The sequence below is a fragment of the Streptomyces caeruleatus genome, from assembly GCF_001514235.1.
Classification (GTDB): domain Bacteria; phylum Actinomycetota; class Actinomycetes; order Streptomycetales; family Streptomycetaceae; genus Streptomyces; species Streptomyces caeruleatus.
The window spans coordinates 74,538-100,135 of the sequence record NZ_KQ948939.1; the positions used below are offsets into that span (position 1 = coordinate 74,538).

Annotated in this window: 24 protein-coding genes and 1 pseudogene; 12 read left to right on the forward strand and 13 right to left on the reverse strand. The window is 69.9% G+C overall.

From position 1 onward, the window contains the following. Positions 1-149: 149 nt before the first annotated feature. Positions 150-632, reverse strand: coding sequence for a CarD family transcriptional regulator (locus tag AQJ67_RS36420; protein WP_003953493.1), 483 nt, complete (start codon positions 630-632; stop codon positions 150-152). A gap of 616 nt (positions 633-1,248) precedes the next feature. Between AQJ67_RS36420 and AQJ67_RS36425 the strand changes: the two genes are divergently transcribed. Further along, positions 1,249-1,956: a copper chaperone PCu(A)C domain-containing protein gene (locus AQJ67_RS36425; RefSeq protein WP_062723769.1), complete on the forward strand. Its 708-nt coding sequence runs from the start codon at positions 1,249-1,251 to the stop codon at positions 1,954-1,956. A gap of 132 nt (positions 1,957-2,088) precedes the next feature. On the opposite strand, the gene phoP is transcribed toward AQJ67_RS36425, so the two are convergent. Then, on the reverse strand, positions 2,089-2,760 hold the full coding sequence (phoP, locus tag AQJ67_RS36430; RefSeq protein WP_004000192.1) for a two-component system response regulator PhoP: 672 nt from the start codon (positions 2,758-2,760) through the stop codon (positions 2,089-2,091). A gap of 5 nt (positions 2,761-2,765) precedes the next feature. Continuing rightward, the gene (gene phoR, locus AQJ67_RS36435) at positions 2,766-4,058 is read right to left on the reverse strand and encodes a two-component system sensor histidine kinase PhoR (RefSeq protein WP_062723770.1); all 1,293 of its coding nucleotides are present in this window, start codon (positions 4,056-4,058) and stop codon (positions 2,766-2,768) included. 341 nt (positions 4,059-4,399) lie between these two features. On the opposite strand from phoR, the gene phoU reads away from it, so the two are divergent. The 3 genes from phoU (at position 4,400) to AQJ67_RS36450 (ending at position 7,084) form a co-directional block, all read left to right on the forward strand. After that, the gene (gene phoU, locus AQJ67_RS36440; RefSeq protein ID WP_062723771.1) at positions 4,400-5,101 is read left to right on the forward strand and encodes a phosphate signaling complex protein PhoU; all 702 of its coding nucleotides are present in this window, start codon (positions 4,400-4,402) and stop codon (positions 5,099-5,101) included. A gap of 761 nt (positions 5,102-5,862) precedes the next feature. Further along, entirely contained in the window at positions 5,863-6,189 is a 327-nt protein-coding gene (locus tag AQJ67_RS36445; RefSeq protein WP_062723772.1) for a carboxymuconolactone decarboxylase family protein, read from the forward strand. Positions 6,190-6,379: 190 nt separating this feature from the next. Next, positions 6,380-7,084 (forward strand): hypothetical protein, encoded by a 705-nt coding sequence (locus AQJ67_RS36450; RefSeq protein ID WP_062723773.1) that lies wholly within the window; start codon positions 6,380-6,382, stop codon positions 7,082-7,084. 11 nt (positions 7,085-7,095) lie between these two features. On the opposite strand, the gene AQJ67_RS36455 is transcribed toward AQJ67_RS36450, so the two are convergent. The 3 genes from AQJ67_RS36455 to AQJ67_RS36460 all read right to left on the reverse strand — a co-directional run bounded on the left by AQJ67_RS36455 (position 7,096) and on the right by AQJ67_RS36460 (position 12,288). Continuing rightward, entirely contained in the window at positions 7,096-10,755 is a 3,660-nt protein-coding gene (locus AQJ67_RS36455) for a glycosyltransferase family 4 protein (protein ID WP_062723774.1), read from the reverse strand. A 141-nt stretch (positions 10,756-10,896) separates the two neighbouring features. Then, positions 10,897-11,355: a hypothetical protein gene (locus AQJ67_RS47955; protein WP_159058900.1), complete on the reverse strand. Its 459-nt coding sequence runs from the start codon at positions 11,353-11,355 to the stop codon at positions 10,897-10,899. Positions 11,356-11,526: 171 nt separating this feature from the next. Continuing rightward, on the reverse strand, positions 11,527-12,288 hold the full coding sequence (locus AQJ67_RS36460) for a phosphoglyceromutase (protein WP_062723775.1): 762 nt from the start codon (positions 12,286-12,288) through the stop codon (positions 11,527-11,529). Positions 12,289-12,462: 174 nt separating this feature from the next. On the opposite strand from AQJ67_RS36460, the gene AQJ67_RS36465 reads away from it, so the two are divergent. After that, positions 12,463-13,728, forward strand: a complete 1,266-nt coding sequence (locus tag AQJ67_RS36465) for an MDR family MFS transporter (protein WP_062723776.1) — start codon at positions 12,463-12,465, stop codon at positions 13,726-13,728. Between the two features lie 65 nt (positions 13,729-13,793). Here AQJ67_RS36465 and AQJ67_RS36470 read toward each other — a convergent pair whose 3' ends face one another. Beyond that, positions 13,794-14,249, reverse strand: coding sequence for a DUF2000 domain-containing protein (locus AQJ67_RS36470; RefSeq protein WP_062723777.1), 456 nt, complete (start codon positions 14,247-14,249; stop codon positions 13,794-13,796). Positions 14,250-14,298: 49 nt separating this feature from the next. On the opposite strand from AQJ67_RS36470, the gene AQJ67_RS36475 reads away from it, so the two are divergent. Further along, entirely contained in the window at positions 14,299-15,105 is an 807-nt protein-coding gene (locus AQJ67_RS36475) for a helix-turn-helix transcriptional regulator (RefSeq protein WP_062723778.1), read from the forward strand. Between the two features lie 61 nt (positions 15,106-15,166). Here the strand turns inward: AQJ67_RS36475 and AQJ67_RS36480 are convergent, their stop codons facing one another. Together AQJ67_RS36480 and mshA are read right to left on the reverse strand one after the other, a co-directional pair. Beyond that, a complete protein-coding gene (locus AQJ67_RS36480; protein ID WP_062723779.1) occupies positions 15,167-15,688 on the reverse strand; it encodes a type III secretion system chaperone family protein in 522 nt (173 codons plus the stop codon). Further along, on the reverse strand, positions 15,681-16,988 hold the full coding sequence (mshA, locus tag AQJ67_RS36485) for a D-inositol-3-phosphate glycosyltransferase (protein ID WP_425264205.1): 1,308 nt from the start codon (positions 16,986-16,988) through the stop codon (positions 15,681-15,683). Before mshA ends, AQJ67_RS36480 begins: the two co-directional genes overlap by 8 nt. Before the next feature lie 308 nt (positions 16,989-17,296). Here mshA and AQJ67_RS36490 point away from each other — a divergent pair, with 308 nt between their 5' ends. The 3 genes from AQJ67_RS36490 (at position 17,297) to AQJ67_RS36500 (ending at position 20,948) form a co-directional block, all read left to right on the forward strand. Then, positions 17,297-18,085 (forward strand): class I SAM-dependent methyltransferase, encoded by a 789-nt coding sequence (locus AQJ67_RS36490; RefSeq protein WP_107123069.1) that lies wholly within the window; start codon positions 17,297-17,299, stop codon positions 18,083-18,085. Positions 18,086-18,249: 164 nt separating this feature from the next. Continuing rightward, a complete protein-coding gene (locus AQJ67_RS36495) occupies positions 18,250-19,335 on the forward strand; it encodes a C40 family peptidase (RefSeq protein ID WP_062723781.1) in 1,086 nt (361 codons plus the stop codon). A gap of 317 nt (positions 19,336-19,652) precedes the next feature. Continuing rightward, positions 19,653-20,948, forward strand: coding sequence for a PP2C family protein-serine/threonine phosphatase (locus AQJ67_RS36500; RefSeq protein ID WP_062723782.1), 1,296 nt, complete (start codon positions 19,653-19,655; stop codon positions 20,946-20,948). Between the two features lie 35 nt (positions 20,949-20,983). Here the strand turns inward: AQJ67_RS36500 and AQJ67_RS36505 are convergent, their stop codons facing one another. From AQJ67_RS36505 to AQJ67_RS49810, 3 genes and pseudogenes are all read right to left on the reverse strand, one after another. After that, positions 20,984-21,316 (reverse strand): DUF2516 family protein, encoded by a 333-nt coding sequence (locus AQJ67_RS36505; RefSeq protein ID WP_030052179.1) that lies wholly within the window; start codon positions 21,314-21,316, stop codon positions 20,984-20,986. A gap of 189 nt (positions 21,317-21,505) precedes the next feature. Then, positions 21,506-22,237: a hypothetical protein gene (locus AQJ67_RS36510; protein ID WP_062723783.1), complete on the reverse strand. Its 732-nt coding sequence runs from the start codon at positions 22,235-22,237 to the stop codon at positions 21,506-21,508. Between the two features lie 536 nt (positions 22,238-22,773). Continuing rightward, positions 22,774-23,140 (reverse strand): annotated as a pseudogene (locus AQJ67_RS49810) (helix-turn-helix domain-containing protein); the annotation flags it as partial. 159 nt (positions 23,141-23,299) lie between these two features. On the opposite strand from AQJ67_RS49810, the gene AQJ67_RS36520 reads away from it, so the two are divergent. From AQJ67_RS36520 to AQJ67_RS47960, 3 genes are all read left to right on the forward strand, one after another. Next, positions 23,300-23,815, forward strand: coding sequence for a DUF4259 domain-containing protein (locus tag AQJ67_RS36520; RefSeq protein WP_062723785.1), 516 nt, complete (start codon positions 23,300-23,302; stop codon positions 23,813-23,815). Further along, entirely contained in the window at positions 23,779-24,639 is an 861-nt protein-coding gene (locus AQJ67_RS36525; RefSeq protein WP_062723786.1) for a GNAT family N-acetyltransferase, read from the forward strand. The genes AQJ67_RS36520 and AQJ67_RS36525 overlap by 37 nt, the downstream gene beginning before the upstream one ends. A gap of 148 nt (positions 24,640-24,787) precedes the next feature. Continuing rightward, positions 24,788-25,027 (forward strand): hypothetical protein, encoded by a 240-nt coding sequence (locus AQJ67_RS47960; protein WP_062723787.1) that lies wholly within the window; start codon positions 24,788-24,790, stop codon positions 25,025-25,027. A 197-nt stretch (positions 25,028-25,224) separates the two neighbouring features. Here AQJ67_RS47960 and AQJ67_RS36535 read toward each other — a convergent pair whose 3' ends face one another. Continuing rightward, positions 25,225-25,572: a winged helix-turn-helix transcriptional regulator gene (locus tag AQJ67_RS36535; protein ID WP_062723788.1), complete on the reverse strand. Its 348-nt coding sequence runs from the start codon at positions 25,570-25,572 to the stop codon at positions 25,225-25,227. Positions 25,573-25,598 lie beyond the last annotated feature (26 nt).

The following is a 25,598-nucleotide window of genomic DNA, read 5'->3' on the forward strand; positions in this document are numbered from 1 at the left end:
CCCGAGATGGACGCACCGCGAGACGGATGCACCGCGTCGTCAAGCGAACATGCCGCAGCGCCCGGCGACAGTAAAAACGTCATCGGGCACCGCGGCACTTTTTTAAAGCAACACAGCAGTGTGTGCTGAACTGAGGCGGACGGACCGCGTCAGGACGCGAGGACCTCGTCGAGCAGGGCCTCGGCCTTGTCCTCGTTCGTGTTCTCCGCGAGGGCGAGCTCGCTCACCAGAATCTGGCGGGCCTTGGCGAGCATGCGCTTCTCACCGGCGGAGAGTCCACGCTCGCGCTCACGACGCCACAGGTCACGCACGACTTCCGCGACCTTGATGACATCGCCGGAGGCGAGCTTCTCCAGATTTGCCTTGTAACGACGCGACCAGTTCGTGGGCTCCTCGGCGTACGGCGCGCGCAGCACCTCGAAGACCCGGTCCAGCCCGTCCTGACCGACCACATCACGCACGCCGACGAACTCCGCATTGTCCGCTGGCACACGTACCGTCAGGTCACCCTGGGCGACCTTCAGCACCAAGTAGGTCTTGTCCACGCCTTTGATCTGGCGAGTTTCGATGGCCTCGATCAGCGCGGCCCCGTGATGGGGATAGACCACGGTGTCGCCAACCTTGAACGTCATGTGACAGGTACCCCTTCCGTGGCTATCCAGGGTAACACGGAAACTGCGGGTTCTGAATGGCGTTTTCGCAGGTCAGGGCATATCTCGGGGCTTGACAAGTCCAACACGAACGTGCTTCGCGGGCCGAGTGGAAGAAGGTATTCGCAGGTCGGAGCGGCTCTACGGGCGAGGTGAAACGCGCACGTTACACGCATCCGGAGGCACCTCCGATTGGCCGAACGTACACATATGTCCGGTTCCAGGCGTGCGACTTTCGCTACTCCGTTCGGCGTCCCGGAGTCAGGTCCCGGACGATTCCGGAATTGATCACAGCCAGGTCGGGGGCACGGTCGGTGATCAATTTCGGAGAAGGTCGCGCATTCCTTCACGGAAATTTTGCGGGGGTCTTGCGAGGGGGCTTATGTGAATGCGGGACGAGCCCCGGGGCAATGTGACTCCCGGGCCACCTGTGGGTGAAGGGACGGGTGGTGGAAGAGGTACTTCGACGGCACTTGGGCGCCCAGGGGAGGGTCGGGTGCGGTCGCGCGGGAACGGCTCGGTAACCTAAGGCCGCTGACAGATACTTAGGGCGGCTTTATGCAGCCCGCTCCGTTCAAGTCAAGGAGTTGCCGCCGCCGTGAGCAGCAGCCTTCGACGCGGCGCCCTCGCCGCGGCCGCCATCGCGTTCTCGATCACGTCGCTCGGTGCGTGCGCCGCCGGCAACAACAGCCAGACGCTGGAGATCAAGCCGGACAACGCGGCGACCTCCGTGGGCGACATCAAGATCCAGAACGCCATCGTCATCACCCAGCCCGACCCGGAGTCGACCGGCCCCGCCGCGGTCTCCGCGACCTTGTTCAACTCCGGCAGCACCGCGCAGACGCTGGACTCGATCAAGGTGGACGGCACCAGCAAGAGTGCCGAGCTCAAGCCCGCCAAGGGCGGGAGCCTCACCATCCCGGCCGGCGGTTCGCTGATCATCGGCGGCAAGGACAACGCCTCCGCGACGCTGCCCGGCAGCCGTGAGGCGATCCAGGACGGCAACGCCCAGAAGATCACCTTCACCTTCAGCAAGACCGGTGACGTGAGCCTGCGCGCCTTCGTCGTCCCGGCCGAGCACTACTTCGAGAGCTGGGGCCCGAGCAAGGTCCCGGCGGCGCCGGGCACGTCGGCCTCCCCGAGCGGTTCGCCGACCGGCACCCCGGCCGGCGGCACCCATGCCACCCCGACCGGTTCGGCCTCCGCCGGCGAGACGCCGGGCGCCGGCACCGAGGCCGGTACCGGCGCGGGCGCGGGCGCGGCGACGCCGTCCGACAGCGCCTCGCAGTCGGCTGCCGGTCACTGAGCTGCCGTACGGCGCCTGTGGAGCCGTAGAAAAGGGCGGGGCCCCGGATCATCCGGGGCCCCGCCCTCTGTCGTACGCCTTGCCTCTGACGTCTACGGCTGTTTACAACGGTTTACGGCTGTTTACAGCGGTTTACGGCTCGAACTTGTAGCCCAGACCGCGCACCGTCACCAGATACCTGGGCGCGCCCGGGTCCGGCTCGATCTTGGCGCGCAGGCGCTTGACGTGGACGTCGAGGGTCTTGGTGTCGCCCACGTAGTCGGCGCCCCAGACGCGGTCGATGAGCTGCATGCGGGTCAGGACGCGGCCGGCGTTGCGCAGCAGCATCTCGAGCAGGTCGAACTCCTTGAGGGGGAGGTCGACCTTGGAGCCGGAGACCGTGACCACATGGCGGTCCACGTCCATGCGGACCGGGCCGGCCTCCAGGGCGGCCGGGGTGACCTCCTCGGGCTCGCCGCGGCGGCGCAGGACGGCCCGGATACGGGCGACGAGCTCGCGCGAGGAGAACGGCTTGGTGACGTAGTCATCGGCTCCTATTTCCAGGCCGACCACCTTGTCGATCTCGCTGTCCTTGGCGGTGACCATGATCACCGGGACGTTGGAGCGGCCGCGCAGCTGGCGGCAGACCTCGGTGCCCGGCAGGCCGGGCAGCATCAGGTCGAGGAGGACGAGGTCGGCGCCGTTGCGCTCGAACTCGTCGAGTCCGTCGGGCCCGGTGGTCGCGACGGCGACCTCGAAGCCCTCCTTGCGGAGCATGTACGACAGGGCGTCGGAGAAGGACTCCTCGTCCTCGACGACGAGCACACGGGTCACGGAAGGACCTCCGGGGCGGAAAGCGTTTCGTACGCGGTTGGCTCAGGGGGTGAAGCAGTGGATCTGCGGGGATTCGATCCGGCGGAGTGCCCGGCCTCGTCGTCGAGATCGGGGTGCTGCTGCCCACGGTCGCGGGCCACGCCCGCCTCCGGCAGCCGCAGGGTGAACGTGGAGCCCTGTCCCTCGGAGCTCCACACCGTGACCTCCCCGCTGTGCGAGGCGGCCACGTGCTTGACGATCGCGAGACCGAGGCCGGTGCCACCGGTGGCACGGGAACGGGCCGGGTCGACGCGGTAGAAGCGCTCGAAGATGCGCTCCTTGTCCTTGTCCGAGATGCCGATGCCCTGATCGGTCACGGCGATCTCGATGAGGTCTCCGCCCGGGGCGCTGACCCGGCGGGCGGCGATGCCGACGCGGGTGCGGGCGGGCGAGTAGTTGACGGCGTTCTCGACGAGGTTGCCGAGCGCGGCGGCGAGCTGGCCGCGGTTGCCCCAGATGCTGAGGTCGTCGCTGGTGCTCCCCGCTGCCATGGTGATCTGCTTCGTACCGGCGGCGTGCCGGCAGCGGTCCACGGCCTCGGCGACGAGCTCGTCGACGCGGACCGGCTCGGCGTCCTCCAGCGGGTCGTCGTTCTGCACCCGGGAGAGGTCGATGAGCTCCTGCACCAGGCTGGTCAGGCGGGTCGCCTCGATCTGCATCCGGCCGGCGAAGCGCTGCACGGCCTCCGGGTCGTCGGAGGCGTCCATGACGGCCTCGGACAGAAGGGAGAGCGCGCCGACCGGCGTCTTCAGCTCGTGACTCACGTTCGCGACGAAGTCACGCCGCACCGCCTCTATCCTCCGGGCCTCGGTGAGGTCCTCGACGAGGAGGAGGACGAGGCGGGAACCGAGGGGCGCGACGCGCGCGGACACGGCGAGGGCATCGCCGCGTCCGGTACCGCGTCGGGGCAGATCCAGCTCGACCTGCCTTATCTCGCCGTCCCGTCTCGTGTCCCGCGCCATCTGGAGCATGGGCTCCACGGAGAGCTTGCCGCCGCGCACCAGACCGAGGGCGTACGCCGCCGAGCTGGCCTTGACCACGGCGTCCCCCTCGTCGAGGACGACGGCGGAGGAGCGCAGCACCGACAGGACCGTGTCCACGCCGGGCGGCAGGACGGGGTCGGTGTGCAGGGAGGTCCGAGTGGGTCGCTTCAGGTCGCGTTCGCTCCAGCGGAACGCCAGCATGGCGATGACGCCGGTGAGTACCCCGGCTATCGCTGCCGCTGCGGCGACCGCCGCGTTCACGTCCATGCACCCAGGTTAGGCATGACGCGGGCAGTGGCCACAGCCGTCGGAGTGCGAGCTCGAACACTCGTCGCCCAGAGTTCACCTTGGAGCCAGTGGTGGTTCATTTGGGGTGGCGGAAACGGACGCGTAGGGCCCGAATAGTCGACGTGTGGGGTTCGCACAGGTGGTTTGGCGTGGGATCACACTGGCGGTTTCACGACAGTCCTACTGTCGTTTTCACGACGGTCTTACTGTCGGAGGTCCGGACGGTAAGACTTTCCGGACAGCAGGCCGGACAGCAGGCGGACAAGTAGGACAGTCTCCTGGCCCGGAACCCCCGAGGCAGACGTAAGAGAGGGACCCTGATGCGGGACGCGTACCACGAGGAACTGGACTCGATCGGCGACGGTCTGGTGGAGATGGCCCGACTGGTCGGGTCGGCGATCGGGCGCGCCACGACGGCGATCCTCGACTCCGACCTGAAGCTGGCCGAAAGCGTGATCGAGGCCGACCAGAAGGTCGACGACCTCCAGCACGACCTGGAGGCCCGGGCCATAGCCCTGCTGGCGCGCCAGCAGCCGGTGGCGACGGACCTCCGTATCGTCGTCACGTCGCTGCGTATGTCGGCGGACCTGGAGCGCTCGGGCGACCTGGCCCAGCACGTGGCCAAGCTCACCCGGCTGCGCTACCCGGCGCGGGCGATCCCCCAGGACCTGCACGCCACCATCCTGGAGATGGGCCAGCTCGCGCAGCGTCTGATGGCGAAGGCGGCCGAGGTGATCGTCACCAAGGACGTCGACCTCGCGCTCCAGCTGGAGCAGGACGACGACGCGATGGACCTCCTGCACCGCACCCTCTTCCAGCACCTGCTGGACGAGCGCTGGAAGCACGGCATCGAGACGGCGGTCGACGTGACGCTGCTCGGCCGCTACTACGAGCGCTACGCCGACCACGCGGTGGCCGTGGCCAAGCGTGTGGTGTTCCTGGTGACGGGTGAGCACGCGGACGAGCTGCAGACGGACATCCAGCCGGACATCCAGCCGGCGGCGGGGGTGGAAGGGGCCTAGGCCGAAGCGGGGTCGGGGCCGGGGCCGGGGCCGGGGCGGAGCTTGCTCGGGGCTTGTTCCGGCCGGCTCGGGGCTTGTTCAGGGCCGGCTTGGGGCTTCTTCAAGGCCGGCTCGGGGCTTGTTCAAGGCCGGCTCGGGGCGTGCGTGAGCCTCTGTGCGCCGTTGATGCGCCCAGGGGGGCGGGCATGGAATGGGCACAGGCTCCAGCCTCGAGGAGGATCCATGGCCGAATCCCCCAGCACCCCCAGCACCCCCGGTACCACCCCCGACCCCACCCGGGAACGCCCGTCCGAGCAGCCCGCCGACGTCAGGAGCCTCCCGCTCTTCGGTGCCTGCGGCTGCGGCTCGGGGTGCGGGTGCGGGTGCCAGTCGGGGAATCCTTGCCAGTGCGGGTGAGGACTCTCGTACGACGGTGAGGGCTCGACGCTGAGGGCTCCGGTGCGGTGGATGCGCCGGGGCCCTCTGCCGTGTGCGCCGGCGCCCTTTGCCCTGCTCGGGAACGCCGTATCGGACGAGTCGGAAGCAGTCCCCGGGGCGCGCTCCTCGACAGGCGATCTACGGCAAACGGACTTACGGTCGAGCGGTGAGCGCTGCGCCGGGTGAGGCGCCCCACGGTGTCCCCGCCCGTCGACTGCCCTCGACTCGTATTCCCTCAAGTCGACTTCCTTCACGTCGACTTGGCGCCACTACCCTCACGGATTCCTCCACACGGACTTCCGCCACATCGGCTTCCCTCACGACCTCACAGGAGACGAGCTGCCATGGCCACAGCATCTGAAACCCCGGTAATGGACACCCTGGCCGCCATGACGGTCGACTCGGTCGAACGGTGCGGGCTGGTCCCGGAGACCTTCATGCTCACCCGCATCGCGGCCCTCGCCGCTTCGGACGCCCCGCCGATCTCGTACGTCGCCCACATCGACCCCGCCATCCAGGCCGGGCTGACCGCCGAGCAGGTGCAGGACGTGCTGGTCGCCATCGCGCCGGTGGTGGGTACGGCACGTGTCATGACGGCCGCCGGGAACATCGCCAAGGCGCTCGGCATCACGATCGCGGTCGCGGAGGGGGAGGCTCAGGGGCAGGGCTAGAGACAGGAGCGGGTCGGTCTGCGGGATCGCGTCGGAGGGGTGAGGCGGTCCCGCGGAGAGCCGTAGGCACTCGGCCTCGGCCTCGGCCTTGGCCTTTGCCTTTGCCTTGGCCGATCCGATGCGCCACCTGTGTCGGTGCGCGTGGTCATGACACGATGGCGGGCGGGGAGAGGGGGACGCGATTCTGTCGGTGGTCGCGAACATCGGGATCGGGCTGGTGACCAGCCTGCTCGGCGGTGTCTTCGTCTGGTTGTGGGAGCGGGCCAAGCGCACACGCGAGGTGAACCGGCGGGCCGCGTTCTTCGGCGTCCGGCCGGGGCAGACCTGCCTGATCGTGCTGGGCAACAAGTACAACGCGCCCGGCACCGCGCATTACCGGGATGTGCGTGCGGCGATCGAACTGTCGCTACTGGCAGGCGAGTTGGGCTGCGAGGTCACCGTTGAGCCCGGTGACTTCCGCGGCGGCAACGGGGACCGCACCGAGTTCTGTGTGGGCGGACCCACCGGGGGCGCCAACATCCGTACCGGCGGACATCTGGCCGCACATCTGCCCGGGGTCACCGTCCATCCCTACGACGGGACTCGCCCGAACTCGGTGGCCATAGAGGTCGGCGGGGAGAAGTACCTCTTCGACCGCGGCAACCAGGAGTACGCCCTGGTGGCGAAGTTCACGCCCGTGGAGTCCAGCAGCCCTGTCTTCCTGGTGTCCGGGCAGACGTCGGTGGCCAACCTCGCCGCGATCCATTTTCTGCGGCGCGAGTACGCACGGGTGGCCGGGCGACTCTCCTCGCTGGAACGCTTCTGTGTGCTGATCAAGATCTCCGGCATCGGGACGTACGAGTTCCACCGGGCGGAGCTGGAACGCGAGGTCTCCGCGGCCGCGTTCGGGCCGTGAGGCGCTGTCGCTCAGCGGTCCAGGGCTTCGCCGAGCACCACGGCGGCCGCGTCCGCCCACGTCACCTGCCGGGCCAGTTCGTCACGCAGCAGCGCGGCCTGGCTGAAAGCGGCCTCGCGATCCCGCAGCTTTCTTTCGATGGCCCGCGCCCATCGCTCGGTGTCCTCCTCGTCTTCGCCCGACACCTCGACGACGCACTGGCTCGCCCGCACCAGCCCGAGCTTCTCCCGCAGCAGCGCCGCCAGTCCGCTGTCCGAGCCGACGAGAACCGGGATGCCCCGTGTGATGGCCTCGACACCGACCAAGCCGAATCCTTCCTTCCGGGACGGCATGATCACCAGACTGGCACTGTTCAGATCGTTCTCGATACGGTCCCGCTCCGATGTGTAGGCGCGGACCACGACATCCAGTCCGGGATGCGCCGCCCACGCCAGGATCTCCTGACGTGCTTCGTCCACGTCGGCCTCCGGGGCACCGCGTACGAGCAGCCGGATGTGCCACAGGCCCTCGCCGCGCAGCCACCGTTCCACTTTGCCGCAGGCCGCGGCGGCGAGGGGCACACCCTTGAGCTCGGCGTCCTCGACGCGGCCCAGCAGAAGGACCCGGGGTTTTCCTTCGGGCGGTACGCGATCCTCCGCACCCGGCAGCCGGGTGTCGAACCCCGGATCGACGCGCAGCGGGGAAAGCCCTGCGGGACTCTTGATCTCGGCGAGGAACTCGTCGTGCAGCCCAGGCCCTACGGTGACCACGCGATGGGCGGTCCTGCCGAGATCCCGCTCGATGTCCGTCCGCTGCTCGGCCTTCCGGCCCGCACCGCCGTCCAGGGCCGGCTTGTACCACTCGATCTCGTCCGGAGCCATATGCACGAAGTGCAGGCGACGGGCGTCGCGAAAGAGGTTCTCGGCCAGTGCCTGCGCCGCGGGCCCGGTGATCCGGCCGTGCCCCAGAATCAGGTCGGGCACCGTTTCGTCCGGCAGTTCGGGCCGGCCGGCGAGCCGTAGGTCATGGGAGGCCCCCGCCCCCTCGCGGGCCTTCCTGAGGTCGACCCCCAGCCCGGCGGCCTCGGCGATGTCCACGTCCTTGGCGTCGAGCACCACACAGATCACCTGCGCGCCGGCGGCGGCCAACGCCACGCACAGATCACGGTTGAACGTGCTGAGGCCGCCGTGGGAGGAGGTCCACTCGGTGGCCACGGACAGGACGACCGGGGGCCGAGCGGCGCGTGCCGTCGTATCGGGGCGGGACTGGGACTTGCTCTGGGACTGGGCCTGGGCCTGGGTCTGACCCTGGGCCTGGGTCTGATCCTGGGCCTGGGCCTGGGCCTGGGTCTGGGTCTGAGCCTGGGTCTGAGCCTGAGCCTGGGCCTGGGCCTGGGCCTGGGCCTGAGCCTGGGCCTGAGCCTGGGCCTGGGCCTGGGCCTGGGTCTGAGCCTGGGCCTGGGCCTGGGCCTGGGCCTGGGCCTGGGTCTGCGGGTCAGTGTCCGGTGCCTCTTCCCGCCTCACATCCTGTGGCACTCCCAGTGCGGCACGGGCGCGCCGCACCGCCTCGACCAGGTCGACGGACTTCTCCTCGCGTAACCTGCGGGGCTCTGCCGGATCCGGCAGCAACAGGTAGTGGATCAGGTGGGTGGGCATCGAGATGCTGTCCAACACCTCGGCGGAGCGGGCGAGTTGCAGTACCGCGCTGTCCTTGTCGTCGTCCAGGAGGTGGGCCATGGCGGCGTTGTAGTGGCTCAGCGCGCGGTCCCACGGTTTCTCGGCGAGGCCGAGAGCGTGACGGGACCACTTGAGGGCGTTGTCCCGGCTGCCGGTCGCGAGGCTGAGGTAGGTCAGGCAGTTGGCCTCCTCCCAGCCCGGGTCCAGAGCGAAGGACGACTGGAACCGGGTCCAGGCGCGGGTGACGTCACCGCTTTCGTACGCGTCGTAGGCGACCAGGAGATGGTTCTTCGCCAGTTCGGTCCGCAGGTTCCCCGTGGCCGTCCGGAACCAGCTCTCGGCCGGCCAGGATCGCAGAGGAAGGCGAACCCGCTCGGCCGTGAGCCGGCCGCCGAGCTTCTCGACCCGGTCGGCAGCCACCCTGAAGTCGGCGGTCCGCGCCAACGCGATGTCGTCCCTGTCCGCCGCGAACAGCCAGCGTTGGACCGTGTGGTCGCCGTACGTACAGGTCACGGTGGTGACGTCGAGGGCCGCGGGTTCACCCGCGCTGAGGATCGCGTAGTGGAGAAAATCGACCGCCGGGACGCTGTCGGGTCCTGCGGCGGGCAGTGTCTCCAGGGCGCGGAAGCTCTGCTCGACGTGTTCCGCGTTCATCTGGGAGCCGAAGGTCGGGTAGATCTGCAGACGTTCGTCGGCGAAGCCCCGCAGGAGGCCGAACAACTGGTCGACCAGCATGCTCCGGACATCGGTCCGGCTGGTGATGGCCCGGGCGTGCGGCGCCTTCCCGAGGGTGACGGCCGTCCACAGTCGTGCGTAGATCTCGTCGAAGAGCTCCGTGTCGATGGCGAATCGAAGGTGCTGCTCCGGTGCGAGGATGCCTTGCGCCACCAGCGCGTCGCGGAACTCGTCGCACTCGGCGCGGGTGATCTCCGGTGCCCCGGTCATGCAGTACGCGAACCATGCCTCGTCGGCGGTCGCGTACCCCAGTGCCGAGGTCAGAATGTTGAAGGCGATCAACTCGCGCGGATTCATGGCGCGCACGGCCCGGATCAGCGGACGGTCGAGGACGTCACTGCCGCCCGACTCCATGCGCCGCCGAATGTCCTCGAGCACCTCGGGCGTGAGTTCCAGGTCGTCGGCGAGACCGCGCTGCATGCGGGCGAACATCTCGTGGCAGTACAGCTGGATCTCGTACGGGTTGCCGTCCGTGAGCTGGTTCAGGGAGGACACGAGCTCGTCGTCGCCCAGTCCGAAGATGCCGGCGTTGTGGAGCGGGCGCACGATGCAGTCCCAGACGTCGTCCCGTTCGGCGAACCCCCTGATCTCGAACTTCTGGAACTGCCGCAGAATCGGCGAGTGCACGTCCATGATCCGGTCGATCAGCCCGGACGTCCCCGCGAGCACCAGGACCAGCCCGTCGACCCGGGTGGTGAGGAAGCGCAGGACCGACAGCGCCTGGGCGTCCTCGACGATCAGCTGGGACTCGTCCACCAGCAGAGCGATCGGGTGGCCGAGCCACCGCACGAAGAAGTTGAGATCGGTCCGCAGCGCCGCTTCCGGCACCCGCCCTCCGGGCCCCGCGAGCGCCACCGCCTCCGGGAACTGGAGCGGCGACACCGATGCCACGTCGCCGGCCCCGGCGATGACCCGACGCACGGCCGAGACGTCGAAGGGGAGAGGCTTCCCGCTCCGCTCGGCCGCTGCCACGACAGCCGCGATCAACTCGTCGTACAGCTTCCGGAAGAACGTGACGGGCTCCCCGTCACCCTCGATCAACTCCACCCGCGCGGTCGTCAGCCCCCGTGCCGCTGCCACCCGTTCCGTGGCGTAGAGCAAGCTCGTCTTCCCGGCCGCCCGGGGACCGTGCAGTGCGATGCAGACCGACGGTTGGTCGACCCCTGCCTGGGCCAGCTCGTACTGGATCGCCGATACTTCCTCGGCCCGACCGGCGAAGACGGCGGCATCGCGCACCGGGTTGCGGTAGTCGTACGGGTTGCGCAGCTGGAAGTCGTCCACGGGCCCCCTCACCTCGTGTCGATCGTACGATCTGCGCGGCGGGAAACGGGAGTCGTGGCACGGTGGTGTACGCGAAGCGGGGCGGGCGGCCTCGATGTGGCCGAAGTACGGGTGCGTCCAGTCGCGCATTCCGGACGGCAGTCAGTTCCCGGCAGACCCCAGTGAGTCGCGCATGACAGCGCGTAGGTGACGGAAGGCGACGTCGTACGGGATATGGAGAGCCTGCCATTCGGAAGAATCGTCGCCCACGGCAACATCTGTCGTCGCAATGGCAACTCGTTGAGCTCTCAGCAGGTTGTAGGCGTCACGCGCAGCGTCGTAGACAACAGGTGGTGCCACCAAAAACACTTCGTACCTTGCTGCTATGACGCCCTGCGAGCGAAAGGCTGCCACCACTTCGCCATTCGCGACTGGTGTGGGGCGGCTCAAGGCAAGCGTTTGCAGTGCTGTCTCCGTGTCGGTCAGCGCAGTGAGGTAGCGGACGTACGCGGTACGACGCAGTTCCAAGTGCCGGAGCTTTTGATCTCGCTTGCTGCGAAAAGCTTCGACGACCAGCGTCGAACTGACCCCGAGCACGCCCCCGCTCAAAGTACTGATCATCGTTAACCATCCCACGCGGCCAAATTACGAGGCGGGTAGGCTGACGCATAGGGCGCGCGAGCCCGTGCTTTGGCGGATTCGACGGCGCCCGTGACGCACAGAGACGGCCAACCATCACCGAAGCCCCCTGCCGGCGGAGAAACCGCAGGCAGGGGGCTTGATCAATACGGCTTACTTCTTCTTGCCCTGGTTCTTGACCGCCTCAATAGCCGCCGCAGCCGCCTCCGGGTCCAGGTACTTCCCGCCCGGCGTCACCGGGTTGAAGTCGGCGTCGAGCTCGTAGTAGAGCGGGATGCCGGTGGGGATGTTCAGGCCCGCGATGTCGGCGTCGGAGATGCCGTCGAGGTGCTTGACGAGGGCGCGCAGCGAGTTGCCGTGGGCGGCGACGAGGACGGTGCGGCCGGTCAGGAGGTCGGGGACGATGCCGTCGTACCAGTAGGGGAGCATGCGGACGACGACGTCCTTGAGGCACTCCGTGCGGGGGCGGAGCTCCGGGGGGATCGTGGCGTAGCGCGGGTCGTCGGACTGGGAGAACTCCGTGCCGTCCTCGAGAGGCGGCGGCGGGGTGTCGTAGGAGCGGCGCCACAGCATGAACTGCTCCTCGCCGAACTCGGCGAGGGTCTGGGCCTTGTCCTTGCCCTGGAGGGCGCCGTAGTGGCGCTCGTTGAGGCGCCAGCTGCGGTGGACCGGGATCCAGTGGCGGTCGGCCGACTCCAGCGCCAGCTGGGCCGTGCGGATCGCTCGCTTCTGGAGGGACGTGTGGACCACGTCGGGCAGGAGGTCGGCGTCCTTCAGGAGCTCGCCACCGCGGACCGCCTCCTTCTCGCCCTTCTCGTTGAGGTTGACGTCCACCCAGCCGGTGAACAGGTTCTTCGCGTTCCACTCGCTCTCGCCGTGGCGGAGGAGGATCAGCTTGTACGGTGCGTCGGCCATGCGTCCGAGCCTAATCCAAGGCTTCGGCCGGGCGTGCCCCCCGCCCGAGGAGCGGACGGTTGACGGGATCTGTTAATTGAGTGGCCTCGCGGAGCGGCCCGCTTGTAAGTTGCGTTCGCCGCCTTGGCTTCTTACATCCGGGCTACATCCGATTACCTCCGTGGGGGATTCCGCATGTCCGTCGCCGCCCTGAGACGCGCCACCCGAGAAACCGTCTCCGGGCTCCCCCGCGAGTTCTGGTGGCTGTGGACCAGCACGCTGGTGAACCGGCTAGGGGCCTTCGTCGCCACGTTCATGGCCCTGTACCTCACCCTCGGCCGCGGGTACTCCGCCACCTACGCCGGTCTGGTCGCCGCGCTGCACGGCCTCGGCGGGGTCGTCTCGTCGATCGGCGCCGGGGTCATGACCGACCGGCTCGGGCGGCGGCCCACCCTGCTCGTCGCGCAGGCGTCCACGGCCGCCTCCGTCGCGCTCCTCGGGTTCATGCACCACCCGGTCGCCATCGCCGGCGTCGCCTTCCTCGTCGGCGCCGCCTCCAACGCCTCCCGGCCCGCCGTGCAGGCGATGATGGCCGACATCGTCCGGCCCGAGGACCGGGTGCGCGCCTTCTCCCTCAACTACTGGGCGATCAACCTCGGGTTCGCCGTCTCCTCGATGGCCGCCGGGTTCATCGCCGAGGTCAGTTACCTCGCCGGGTTCCTGATCGAGGCCGGGATGACGGCCGTCTGCGCGGTCGTGGTGTTCGTGAAGCTGCCCGAGTCGCGGCCGCCCCGGCAGACCGGCACGGGGAAGGGCGGCGGCGACGAGGTCCGGCTCGGGACGGTGCTGCGCGACCGGCGCTTCATGGGGGTGGTCGGGCTGTCCTTCCTCGTCGCCCTCGTCTTCCAGCAGGGGGCGGTCGGACTGCCGGTGGCGATGGGCACGGCCGGGTTCTCGCCCGCCGACTACGGGCTCGCCCTCGCCGTCAACGGGGTGCTGATCGTCGCGCTCCAGATCCCGGTCACCCGGTTCATCGAACGCCGGGACCCGGCCCGCATCCTCGTCGTCTCGTCCCTGCTCGCCGGCTACGGCTTCGGGCTCACCGCCTTCGCCGGCTCGGTCGGCGTCTTCGCGCTGACGGTGTGCGTGTGGACGCTGGGCGAGATGCTGAACGCGCCCACCCAGACCGGTCTCGTGGTGCGGCTGTCCCCCACCCAGGGGCGGGGGCGCTACCAGGGCATGTACACCCTGTCCTGGTCGGTGGCGGCCCTGGTAGCGCCTCTGATGTCCGGCCTCGTCATCGACCGCTTCGGCGCCGAGTGGCTGTGGGGCATGTGCGCGGTCATCGGTACGGTGGCGGCGATCGGGTACGCCGTCCTGATGCGCCGGTTGGACGCTCAGGAGCCCGCCACCGACGAAGCCCCGGCCGCCACGGCGAAGCCCGAGGTCAGCCCCGCCTGACCAACCCCGCCTGACCAGCCCCGCCTGACCAGCCCCGCCTGACCAGCCCCGAGCGCGTTCGCACCTCACGGATGCATCCGCGCTCCCTTCAACACCTTGTCCACCGCGTTCCGTGGCCCGTACACCGCCAGCCCCACCACATCCAGCTCCCCCGTCGGCACGGCCCGCACCGCCGCCCGGTTGTCCCGGTCGTTGCCCGTCGTGAACAGGTCGGAGGTGAAGACCGCGCGCGGCAGGGCACGGGACAGCACGCGCGCGTGGGCCGTCGTCAGCGTCTCCTTGGTGCCCTCGAAGACCAGCACCGGCTGGCGGAACATCGGCAGGTAGGGCACCTGGTCGGCGTCCTCGTACGGCTCCCCGATCACCTCGGGAAGCTGGGTCCCCAGGCCGCTGACCAGGAACGCGGTTACGTTCAGGCGTTGCCAGGTCTCCAGGTCGTCGCGCAGTAGCACGGCGATCTTCGTGTCGAAACGGACAGGGGCCTGGTCGGTCGTACGGCTCGTGTGGCTCGCGTCGCTCATACGACGAGACTCGCGGCCGCCGTACGGCCCCGTCTTGTACGTTCTTTGCATGGCCGCCGCACGGAACCGCCAGGAAGTCTCCGCGTGGCGCCCCTGCGTCCCGGGCGTCACCGAGGTCTTCCACGCCCACTTCACCGAGTACGCGTACCCGATGCACGTCCACGAGGCCTGGACGCTGCTGATCGTCGACGACGGCGCCGTCCGGTACGACCTCGAACGGCACGAGCACGGCACCCCGCACGACACGGTGACGCTGCTGCCGCCGCACGTCCCGCACAACGGCTCCCCCGCCACCCCGCACGGCTTCCGCAAGCGGGTGTTGTACCTGGACAGCAGCCGGCTGGGCGACGATCTGATCGGCCGGGCGGTCGACTCCCCCGACCTGCGGGACCCGGTGCTCCGGCGGCGCGTCGGCCAGTTGCACACCGCCCTCGTCCGGCCCGGCGACGAGCTGGAGGCGGACAGCAGGCTGACCCTCATCGGCGACCGGTTGCGCGCCCACCTGCGGCCCGAGGCCGTGACCGACGTCCCGCGCCGCGACCCCGCCCTCGCCCGCCGGCTGCGCGAACTCCTCGACGAGCGCGTCGTACGGGGCCTCGCCCTCGACGAGGCGACCGGGCTGCTGCACGCCCATCCCGCCCATCTCGTACGGTCGTTCAGCACGGCGTACGGCATCGCCCCGCACCAGTACCTGATGTCCCGCCGCGTCGACCGGGCGCGGCGGCTGCTCCTGGAGGGCCGGTCGCCGGCCGAGGTGGCCACCGCGACCGGCTTCTACGACCAGTCCCATCTCACCCGGCACTTCCGCAAGCTGGTGGGCGTGCCACCGGGGCGCTATCGCGGCAGCGCGCGCTGAGCGTCGTACACAGTGCGCGGGCGTACGGCGTCCGTCGTGCCGTACAGCTCCAGGCGGGAGTTCAGTCGGTGGATACGGTGGATCGCTTGGTCAGATGCGCGAACGCGTCCAGGTTGCGTGTCGACTCGCCGCGCGCCACGCGCCACTCGTACTCCTTGCGGATCGCGGAGGCGAAGCCGAGCTCCAGGAGCGTGTTGAAGGCGCCGTCCGCCGCCTCCAGGACCTGGCCGAGGAGACGGTCGATCTCGTCGGGGGTGATGGCGGACAGGGGGAGCTTGGCCGTGACGTAGATGTCGCCGAGCCGGTCGACGGCGTAACTCACGCCGTACAGCTTGAGGTTGCGCTCCAGGAGCCAGCGGTGGACGCCGGACTCGTTCTCGTCGGGGTGGCGGATGACGAAGGCGTTGAGCGAGAGGGAGTGGCGGCCGACGAGGAGGGAGACCGTCGTCGACAGTTTGCGGGTGCCGGGCAGTTTGACGACGTAGTTGCCGGGGGCCGGGCTCTCCCATTCGAGGTCGGCGTCCTTCAGGGCCCCCTCGACGACCTGCGCGGCGACCTGCTCCGCCTTCTGTGCGTCAGCCATGGTGGGAGCGTACGCGACGGCGGTGGGCCTGGGTCGCGGCCGTGTAGACGTCCGCCGTGGCGGCGGCCGCGGTGTCCCAGCCGAAGGACTGGGCGTGCCGGGCCGCGGCCGCGCCCATCCGCGGGGCCAGGTCGGGGTTCTCGGCGAATCCGTGCAGCACGCGCGCGTAGTCGGCCGGGTTGTGGCCCTGGACCAGATAGCCGGTACGGCCGTCCCGGACCGCCACCGGCAGGCCGCCCACGGCTGCCGCGAGGACGGGCGTGCCGGCCGCCTGCGCCTCGATGGCCACCAGGCCGAAGGACTCGCTGTAGGACGGCATGACCAGCACTGACGCCGCGCGGAACCAGTCCGCGAGCTGCTCCTGACCGACGGGTGGGCGGAACCGTACGACATCCGCGATGCCCAGGCGGGCGGCGAGCTTCTGCAGGCCTTCGGGCTTGGCCATGCCGCTGCCGCTGGGGCCGCCGACGATCGGGACGAGGACCCGGGAGCGGAGGTGGGGGTGCTCGTCGAGGAGGACGGCCACGGCGCGCAGGAGGATGTCCGGTGCCTTCAGGGGCTGGATACGGCCCGCGAACAGGGGGATCAGCGCGTCCTGGGGAAGGCCGAGGCGGGCTCGGGCGGCGGCTCGGCCGTCGGCCGGTGAGAAGCGGGTGAGGTTGACGCCGGGGTGGACCACCGCGACCTTGTCGGGGGCCGCGGCGTAGTGGCGTACCAGTTCGTCGGCCTCTTCGGAGGTGTTGGCGATCAGGCGGTCCGCGGCCGTGACGATCTGGGTCTCGCCGATGACCCGGGCGGCGGGTTCGGGGGTGTCGCCGTCGGCGAGGTTGGCGTTCTTGACCTTGGCCATGGTGTGCATGGCGTGCACCAAGGGGGCGCCCCAGCGCTGCGCGGCGAGCCAGCCCACGTGGCCGGAGAGCCAGTAGTGGGAGTGGACCAGGTCGTAGTAGCCGGGGCGGTGGCCGGCCCAGGCCTGCATCACGCCGTGGGTGAAGGCGCAGAGCTGGGCGGGGAGGTCCTCCTTGTTGAGGCCTTCGTACGGGCCCGCGTCCACGTGGCGGACGAGTACGCCCGGGGCCAGCTCGACGGTGGGCGGGAGGTCGGTCGCCGTGGTGCGGGTGAAGATCTCGACCTCGATGTTGATCGCGGCGAGGCGTTGGGCGAGCTCCACGATGTAGACGTTCATGCCGCCGGCGTCGCCTGTGCCGGGCTGGTGGAGCGGTGAGGTGTGCACGCTGAGCATGGCTACGCGGCGGGGGCGGCGGTGGAGCCACCCGAGCCGGTTGACGTAGTGGCTCACGTGGCGGTCCTCCTTGGCTGCGGGCATGCCTGGGGGAGGGTGTGGGCCCTCCAAGGGGGTGCAACAGCGGAGGGCGGGGTTCCCATTCCTGGTGGGGTGGTTTTTGCCTAGGAATTACCGGGTGTCGCTCAACTGTTCGGGAGTGTAGTGCGTGGTGCCTCCGGCGGTTGGGCCGGGATGCCGGCGGCGGCCCGTTGCTGTCCGGTGGGGGTTCGCGTAGCGCGGTTCGGTGAGTGGGTGGGTCGGGGCCGCGCCGTTGCGCCGGTGCGGGTGATGGGGCGGCTGGGGCGGGAATTAATCTCGTACGCATGACAGCCCGCGTTCGTCCCGTGGGGACGGTGACCCGTGGGACCACCAATCCGAATCGGTTGCGCCGTATGGACCGGTGGATCGCGCATGTGCACGGGGGTGCGTTGCGGCGGGCCGGTGAGGCTGTGGCTGTTGATCTCGGGTACGGGGCCGCTCCCTGGACCGCTGTGGAGTTGCTCGGGCGGTTGCGGGCCGTCGCGCCTCTGGTGCGGGTGGTCGGGCTGGAGATCGAGCCGGCTCGGGTTGCCGCCGCCAGGCCGTACGAGCGGGACGGGCTGGTCTTTCGGCACGGGGGGTTCGAGATTCCGGTCGCGGAGCGGCCGATGCTCGTGCGGGCCGCCAATGTGCTGCGGCAGTACGAGGAGGGGGAGGTCGCGGGGGTCTGGGAGCGGCTGTGTGCTCGGCTTGCGCCGGGCGGGCTGGTGGTCGAAGGGACCTGTGACGAGGTCGGGCGGCGGCATGTGTGGGTGGCGCTGGGGCCGGAGGGGCCTCGCACGGTGACCTTCGCGGCTCGGCTGGGGTCGCTGGAGCGGCCTTCGGACCTTGCCGAGCGGCTGCCGAAGGCGCTGATTCATCGCAATGTGAGCGGTGAGCCCGTGCATGCGTTTCTACGGGACTTCGACCGGGCCTGGGCCGCCGCGGCGCCCTATGCCTCCTACGGTGCCCGGCAGCGGTGGATCCGGGCGGTGCGGGACCTTGCCGTGGACTGGCCGGTGGTGGACGGGCCGGGGCGGTGGCGGCAGGGGGAAGTGACGGTGCGGTGGGAGGCGTTGGCGCCGCGCGGGTGAGGGCGGGGCCGTGGGAACGATCTCCGGGAGTTGTTCGTCACAAAGGCGGGGAGATCGCCATGACGGGGAGGGAAAGGGGGGAAGCAGACCTCTGTCACTTTGCGCGCCGGCATGGCACGATCCCCCGTAAGTTACTGACGGGACATCAGTTTGGGGGCACTGGTATGGGTTCGGGCAAGCGCGGCCTGGTCGCTGCGGCCGTGACCGTTGTCTGCGCGGTCACCGTTCTGGGGGCACCAGGAACGGCGTTCGCGGCACCTTCACCGACCCCGAGTACCTCACCGACCCCGACCCCGACCCCGAGCGCCGCGTCGAACAGCGACCTTGAGGCCGTCCGCAAGAAGCTGGCCAAGCTCTACCACTCGGCCGCCGTCGCCACCGACGCGTACAACGCCGCCGAGGAGGCCGCCGACGAGCAGTCCGCCCAGATCGTCGCGCTGGCCAAGAAGATCGTCGAAGGCCAGGAGAAGCTCGCCGACCTGAAGAAGCGCGCGGGCGCCGCCGCGGCCGCCCAGTACCGCTCGGGCGGGCTGCCCGACGAGGCGCATCTGCTGCTCAGCGACGACCCGCAGGCGTTCCTCGACGGCACGGGCCGGGTGCTGCAGGGGCAGCGCGCGACCAAGGGGCTGCTCGCGGAAATGACCCGCACCCAGCAGGACTTGGAGCAGTACGCCAAGGACGCCTCCGCCCAGTGGCGGAAGCTGGAGGACGGCCGCAAGGCCAAGGCCGCCGCCAAGAAGAAGATCAAGAAGGAGATCGCGGCGGCCGAGAAGCTGGAGTCCCAGCTGGAGGAGGAAGAAAAGGAGCGCCTCGCCAAGCTGGAGGCGGAGGCCGCGCACAAGGCTCAGACCGCCTGGCTGGACTCCGGCATCCTGAAGGACATCAAGGGCGAGGCATCTGAAAAGGGTCGCAAGGCCATCGAATACGCCACGGCCCAGCTGGGCAAACCGTATGAATGGGGCGCCGAGGGGCCCAAGACATACGACTGTTCAGGTCTCACCTCGGAGGCCTGGGCGAGCGCCGGCAGCGGCATTCCACGGACCTCGCAGGAGCAGTGGAAGCAGCTCAGGCACATCGACATCGAGGACATGCGCCCCGGCGACCTCATCATCTACAACGACGACGCCAGCCATGTCGCCCTGTACGTCGGCGACGGCGCGATCATCCACGCCCCGCGCCCGGGGCGGACGGTGACGGTCGCGGGGGCCGGATCGATGCCGATCCTCGGAGTGGTTCGCCCTGATGCGTAGGCATTGAGGGTGACTTACGGGGCGGGGGCCGGGGCGGGGTCGGGGGGATGCCGGGGCGGCGGACCGTGATCCGCGCCACGTGACCCAACCCACGCCGCCCGGCTTCCGTCTGTCTGTTGACGTGACGTTCGTCATCCCCGAGCGTCCCCCGGGCTGTCCAACTGCGGTAGGGAACGCGGCATATGACAGCGGCCAGCGCCCAGCCGACGTGCGCCACACCATTCCGTTGCGACGCCGACAACCGCTATGGTCCCCGTCGGTGGATCGAGACCCCTCGTTCCCACCATGCCCTCGGGGGGAGGGAAGGAACTCAAGAGATGCCCGTACCCATACCGCGGCAGAGAGCGATCCCGGCCGTGGAAAGTGGTCAGGCGCAGGCCGCGTCCCCAGGCGGCTCCTCCACGGAAGAGGCCCCGCGTAAGGAAACGACGGTCGAGAACACCAGCCACACCAACCTGACGCTGCTGCTGATCGAGGATGATCCCGGCGGCTCCGCGATCGTGCCCGAACTGATCGACTCGGCCGGCAAGCCGATCCGGGTGCGCACCGCCCGCAACCTCACCGAGGCCGAGCGGCTGCTCACCGACGACGTCCACTGCATCCTGCTGGACCTCGCCCTGCCCGGCCGCACTGACGACGAGGACGAGCTCGGCGTGCTCAAGCACGTCCTGGAGCTCGCCCCCCGTCATGCCGTCCTCGCCCTCACCGCCTCCGGTGACGCCGAGCGCGGCGCGGAGGCCGTGCGGGTCGGCGCGCAGGACTACCTCTTCCGGGACGAGCTGGACGGGCGGCTGCTGAGCCGGGCGATCCGGTACGCCGTCGAGCGGAAACGATCCGACACGGCCGAGCGCCGGCTCGCCGAGGGCCGGATGCGGGCCCAGGAGAACCGTCGCCTGGAGCGCGGTCTGCTCCCGACGCCGCTGCTGGAGGGCTCGTCGCTGCGGTTCGCCGCGCGGTACCGGCCGGGGCGCTCGCGTGCGCTGCTGGGCGGTGACTTCTACGACGTCGTCCGGACCGCGGACGGCACCGTGCACGCCATGATCGGCGACGTCTGCGGCCATGGGCCCGACGAGGCCGCGCTCGGTGTGGAGCTGCGGATCGCCTGGCGGGCGCTGACGCTGGCGGGGCTGTGCGGCGACGAGCTGCTGGGCACGCTGCAGCAGGTCCTGGAGCATGAGCGGGCCGACGACGAGATCTTCGCGACGCTGTGCACGGTGGACATCGCGCCGGACGGCCGACGCGCCGGGCTGTGCCTGGCCGGGCACCCGTCACCGCTGCTCGCCCGGCCCGGGCGGGCGGCACGGCTGCTGCCGTACGACAACAACGGGCCCGCGCTCGGGCTGCTGTCCGGCGCTCGCTGGCCCCGGATGCAGGTGGAGCTCGGGGCGGAGTGGTCCCTGATGCTCTACACCGACGGCCTGATCGAGGGGCGCGTCGGTGAGGGGCGGGAGCGGCTCGGCCAGGACGGCATGGTGTCCATGGTCCGTCGGCAGCTGTCCGAGGGGCTGCGCGGTGAGGCGCTGCTACGGGCCGCGGTCAACGAGGTCCGGGACCTCAATGGGGGCGAGTTGGCGGACGACGTGGCGGTGTTGTTGCTGGACCGGGGGGTCTGAGGGGCTCGCCGGGCGTCACCGCCGGGGGGCGTTGATCAGCGGCCGCCGTTCCACGGGCCGTACGGGCCGTCGCTGCTTGAGCCCTTTCTGCTGCGGCCGCCGCCGGGGAGGCCCTTGATCGCGGGGCGTACGTCGACCATGTACACGATCGTGGCGATGAGGCCGATGATCGGCAGGAACGACAGGATGTTGAAGATCAGGTTCACCACGAAGGCGAGCCCGAGGACGATCATCCAGAACGGCTTGGTCTGCTTGTCGGCCGCGCGGTAGGCGTCCTCGCGGCGGATGGCCGCGTCGATCAACGCGAAGCCGCTGAAAAGGATCAGGGCCATGCTCAGCAGCCACATGAACCCCGCGAAGCCCTGCATCAGCACTACGTCCACCACCCGACTCGGCTCGTATCTACGCGGTCACCGTACCCGCAAGCGCAGGCCGGCTACCCGAACAACGGGCCGAGCACCTGTGAAGTGCCCGGCCCGTGCCCGACGGCCCCGTTTCACCCGCCCGGGTGACCTGGAGGTACGTGGGGCGGGCCGGCCCGGAAGCAGGCCAGGGGGTTACTTGGCGGGCGGAGTCGTCTTCTTGGCGGTGGTCTTGCGCGCGGCCGGCGCCTTCTTGGCCGGGGCCTTCTTCTCCGGGGCGGCCTCGGCGGCGGGCGTGGTCGCGGCCGGCTTGGCCTCGGCCTTCCCCGCGTTGTTCGTCTTGTTCGTGTTGTTCGTGTTGTCCGCCTTGACCTCGACCGGCTCGGCGTTCGGCTCGACGGCCACGGCGAGCTCCTCGATCTCCTCGGCTGCCTCGCCGCGCCAGGTCTTCACGGCCTGCTCGCCGTGCTCGGCGACCTTCTCGTAGGTCTCGCGGGCCTTCACGGCGTACTCGGCGGCGACACCGAGGGTGCGCAGCGCGATGTCCTGGGCGCTCTCGCCGAACTTCTTCAGGTCGGCGTCGAGGTTGCTGCCGAGCTTCTTGAAGTCCGCGTCCAGGTTGGTGCCGAACTTCTTGATGTCGGCGTCCAGGCCGCTGACGAACTCGTTGACCTTCGTCTGGAAGCTCTCCTGAGCCTCCTTCGCCCTGGTACCCGCCTCCTTGGCGCGGGCGGTGGCCTTCTCCTGGACGGCCTTCGGGTCGGTGTTGCGTACGGCCTCGAACCGCGCCGGCGCCTCGGCGCGCAGCTGCTCCACCAGGCCGGGCACCTTCCTGGCCTGCTGGAGGGCCAGGTCGGCGGTGCCGGCGGCGAAGTAGAGCGGGGTCGGGTCGCTGAGGGTCTTACGCAGGTCGTCGGTGATGGCCATGGTGATGGTCCTCCCGGTTTGCTCTGAGGTGAGGGTTTTGGGTCCCCGCGATCGGCCGGGCCGATGCCTGCCGACGCGGACGGGGGTCGCGCGTACGGCAGCTTGTGGTCAGCCCGCCGACTGCTGGGGGTCGATCGGGTTCTCCGGGGCGGCGGCGCTGCCGTCGGAGGTGTGGGTGTTGCGGGTCGTGCGGGTGTTGCGGGGCGTGCGGGTGTTGCGGGGCGTGCGGGTGTTGCGGGTGGTGCCGGTTTTGCGAGTGCTGCCGGTACTACCGGTGCTGCCAGCACTGCCCGTACTACCGGTACTACCGGTACTACCGGTGCTGCTGGTGCTGCTGGTGCTGCCGGTCTTACGGGTACGGCGCGCGGCGGGCTTGCGGTCGGCGTCGGCCGTGCCGTGCGAGCCAGTCGAGCCGTTCGCGCCGCCGGTGCGGTCCGTGCCGGTCGTATCGCCCTGTTCGGAGTGCGCCGTGTCCTGGCCCGCCGAGACGGCTTCGGCTGCTCGCTGCACCGCCTCGGCGGCCTCGTCCGTCTCGCCCGCCTCGGGGGATATCCCGAACCCGTTCTCCTTGCGGAAGGATTCGTAGATCTGGAGCAGCACCTGCTTCTGCCGCTCGTTCAGCGTGGGATCGGCGAGTATGACGGCGCGCGTCTCCACCTCGTCCCGGTCCCGCTCGGCGTCGAGGATGCCGGCCCGCACGTACAGCGTCTCCGCGGAGATCCGCAGCGCCTTGGCGACCTGCTGCAACACCTCCGCGCTCGGCTTGCGCAGCCCGCGCTCGATCTGGCTCAGATACGGATTGGACACCCCGGCGGCATCGGCGAGTTGCCGCAGCGACAGCTGCGCAGTGCGCCGCTGCTCGCGCAGGTACTCACCGAGATTGCCGACGTTGAGCGATGCCATGTCCCCACCTTGCCTCACCGTCGCTAACTATTGCAAGCACCCGCTTGCAAAAGTGCGCCATGACACTTCGAACGGGGGCACTTGGAGATCTCCGGGGCCACTGTCAGTGGCTGCTGACACGCTGCCCTCGCCACAGTCCAGCGTGATCAGGAGCCGAGCATGGGTACGTGGGGAACCGGTCCCTTCGACAGTGACCTCGCCGCAGACTTCGTCGATGAGCTGGAGGGACTCTCGCCCGAGCAGGTCATCGAGCTGCTGCGGAAGACCCTCCAGCGGGTTGCTGATTCCGGCCCGCGGGTGGACGGCGGAGACGGAGTGGAAGCCGTCGCCGCTGCTGCCCTGGTCGCCGCTCAGGTGCCCGGCAGCAGGATGGTGATCGACCCGGATGACGGGCCGAGGGAGCCGCTCCCCCAACTGCCGGTCTCCTTGCGCGCACTGGCTCGCGAGGCCCTTCGCCGGGTCACGGAAGACGGGTCCGAGATGACCCAGGGCTGGGTGGACGGCAACGACGCCACCGCTTGGCGCCGGGAGGTGCAGCGGATCCATGATTCGCTGGCCACCACCCCAGTTGGCCAGAACCCGCCACCCCCGCCACCACACACCGCGCCCCCACCCACCCCGTCGGGAATGCTGCCCCCATGCGCCCAGACGACTGGCATCTCGCCCAAGACGTAGACGACTTCCTCGCCCGAGCCGGAGGCTTTCTGCGGTCACGGCCCGGGATGCATGTCATGCCGTTGACGTGGGCCGAGAGGGTGCGGACGCGTGGGGCGGAGGCGTTTGGGAGTGAGGCGCCCGTCTACGGCGTGCTGGAGGAGGCCGGTGAGGTGCGCGCCGCCTTCTACCGGCTCTCGCCCCGCGCGCTGTGCGTCACCCCGCTCACGCCCGAGCAGGCCGATGGCCTCGCTGCCCACCTCTCCGCACTCGGGCACTCCCTCCCCGCCGTCAGCGCGGACCACGGCACCGCCACCGCCTTCGCCGAGGCCTGGCAGCGGCACACCGGCGTCACCCCGAAACTCCGTGACATCCGGCTCCGGCTGTACCGCCTCGGCACACTCACCCCGCCGGACCCGATGCCGGCCGGCCGGGGGCGGGTCCTGGGCGAGGAGGATCTCGATCAGGTCATGTTCTGGTGCAGCGAGTTCGCCAAGGCCGTCGGCGAGGACATCACCATCGACGCCGAGTCGTGGGCCGGTACGCGTTACGCCGACAAGCGCTACACCCTCTGGGAGACCCCGGACGGCACGCCGGTCTCCATCGCGGGAATGAACCCGCTGATCGGCGGCCAGATCCAGGTGGACATCGTCTACACCCCGGCCCACCTGCGCGGTCGCGGCTACGCGGCGGCCGCGGCTGCGGAGGTGAGCCGGGCCGCGCTGGCCGCCGGCGCGAAGGAGGTCGTCCTCTTCGCGGACCTGGCCAACCCCACCAGCAACGCCCTCTACCAGCGCCTCGGCTATCGCACGCTCACCGACTGGGCGGCATACGACTTCTCCTGACTCGCCCCCACCCCCACCCTCGCCCCCGCGCCCGCCCCCGGCCCCGGCCACCGAGCGGCTGAACCCGTCGCCCGCACGGCGTGTCCGCGCGGGCGGACGCGGCGGCCCGGCGCAGGGTGGTCGGTACGGGCGTCGTCGAGGAGGAATCGTGAAGCGTGCTGCCGCCGCCGTTCTGACCGCTGTCGTCGCCGGCCTGACGCCGGTCGCGCTACCGGCCGCGCCCCAGGCCAAGCCCGAGGTTCAGCTCCATACCCAGGTCCAGCCCCGGCCTCAGGCCCAGGCCCAGGCCCAGCCTCAGGCCCAGCCTCAGGCCCAGGCCCAGGACGACCACGGGAACATCGAGCGGAACGAGTGGAACATCCCGATCGCCAACCTCCGCGTGCTCTAGGCCCCCTCCGCCCTTCCAGGCGTCCGCGCCCCCGCTGCCGCAGCCCTCACTCCGATACCCACTTTTTTGTGGGTACTTGGCAGCGCGCCCCCGCCGTCCGACCCTTGATGCAGGTGATCGACGAGGCGCCGGACCCGCCCGGTCACCTGGGGAGTCGTACGGCGGTGGCACGTGTCGGACGGAGGTGGCGTTTCGGTTCAGGAGACCGGCTGGGCGCCGGTCAGTCGCTCCAGGCGGCGGTGGCCCCAGTCGGAGAGCGGGCCGAGAGCCTCGGCCAGGTCGCGGCCGAACCCGGTCAGTGAGTAGACGGTCTTCAACGGCAGTACGTCGTACACCTCACGGTCCACCAGACCGTCCGTCTCCATCTCGCGCAGCGCCTGCGTCAGCACCTTCTCGCTGAGGCCGGGCAGCCGGCGGCGCAGTTCCGCCGGGCGGAGAGGGCCGGACTCCAGCAGCCAGAGCAGCGACGTCTTCCACTTGCCGTCGACCACCGCGAGCGCGGCGGTCACTCCGCAGACGTTCGGATCATGGCGCCGACGCGACATGTCACCACCCCTTTTGTCATCAATTA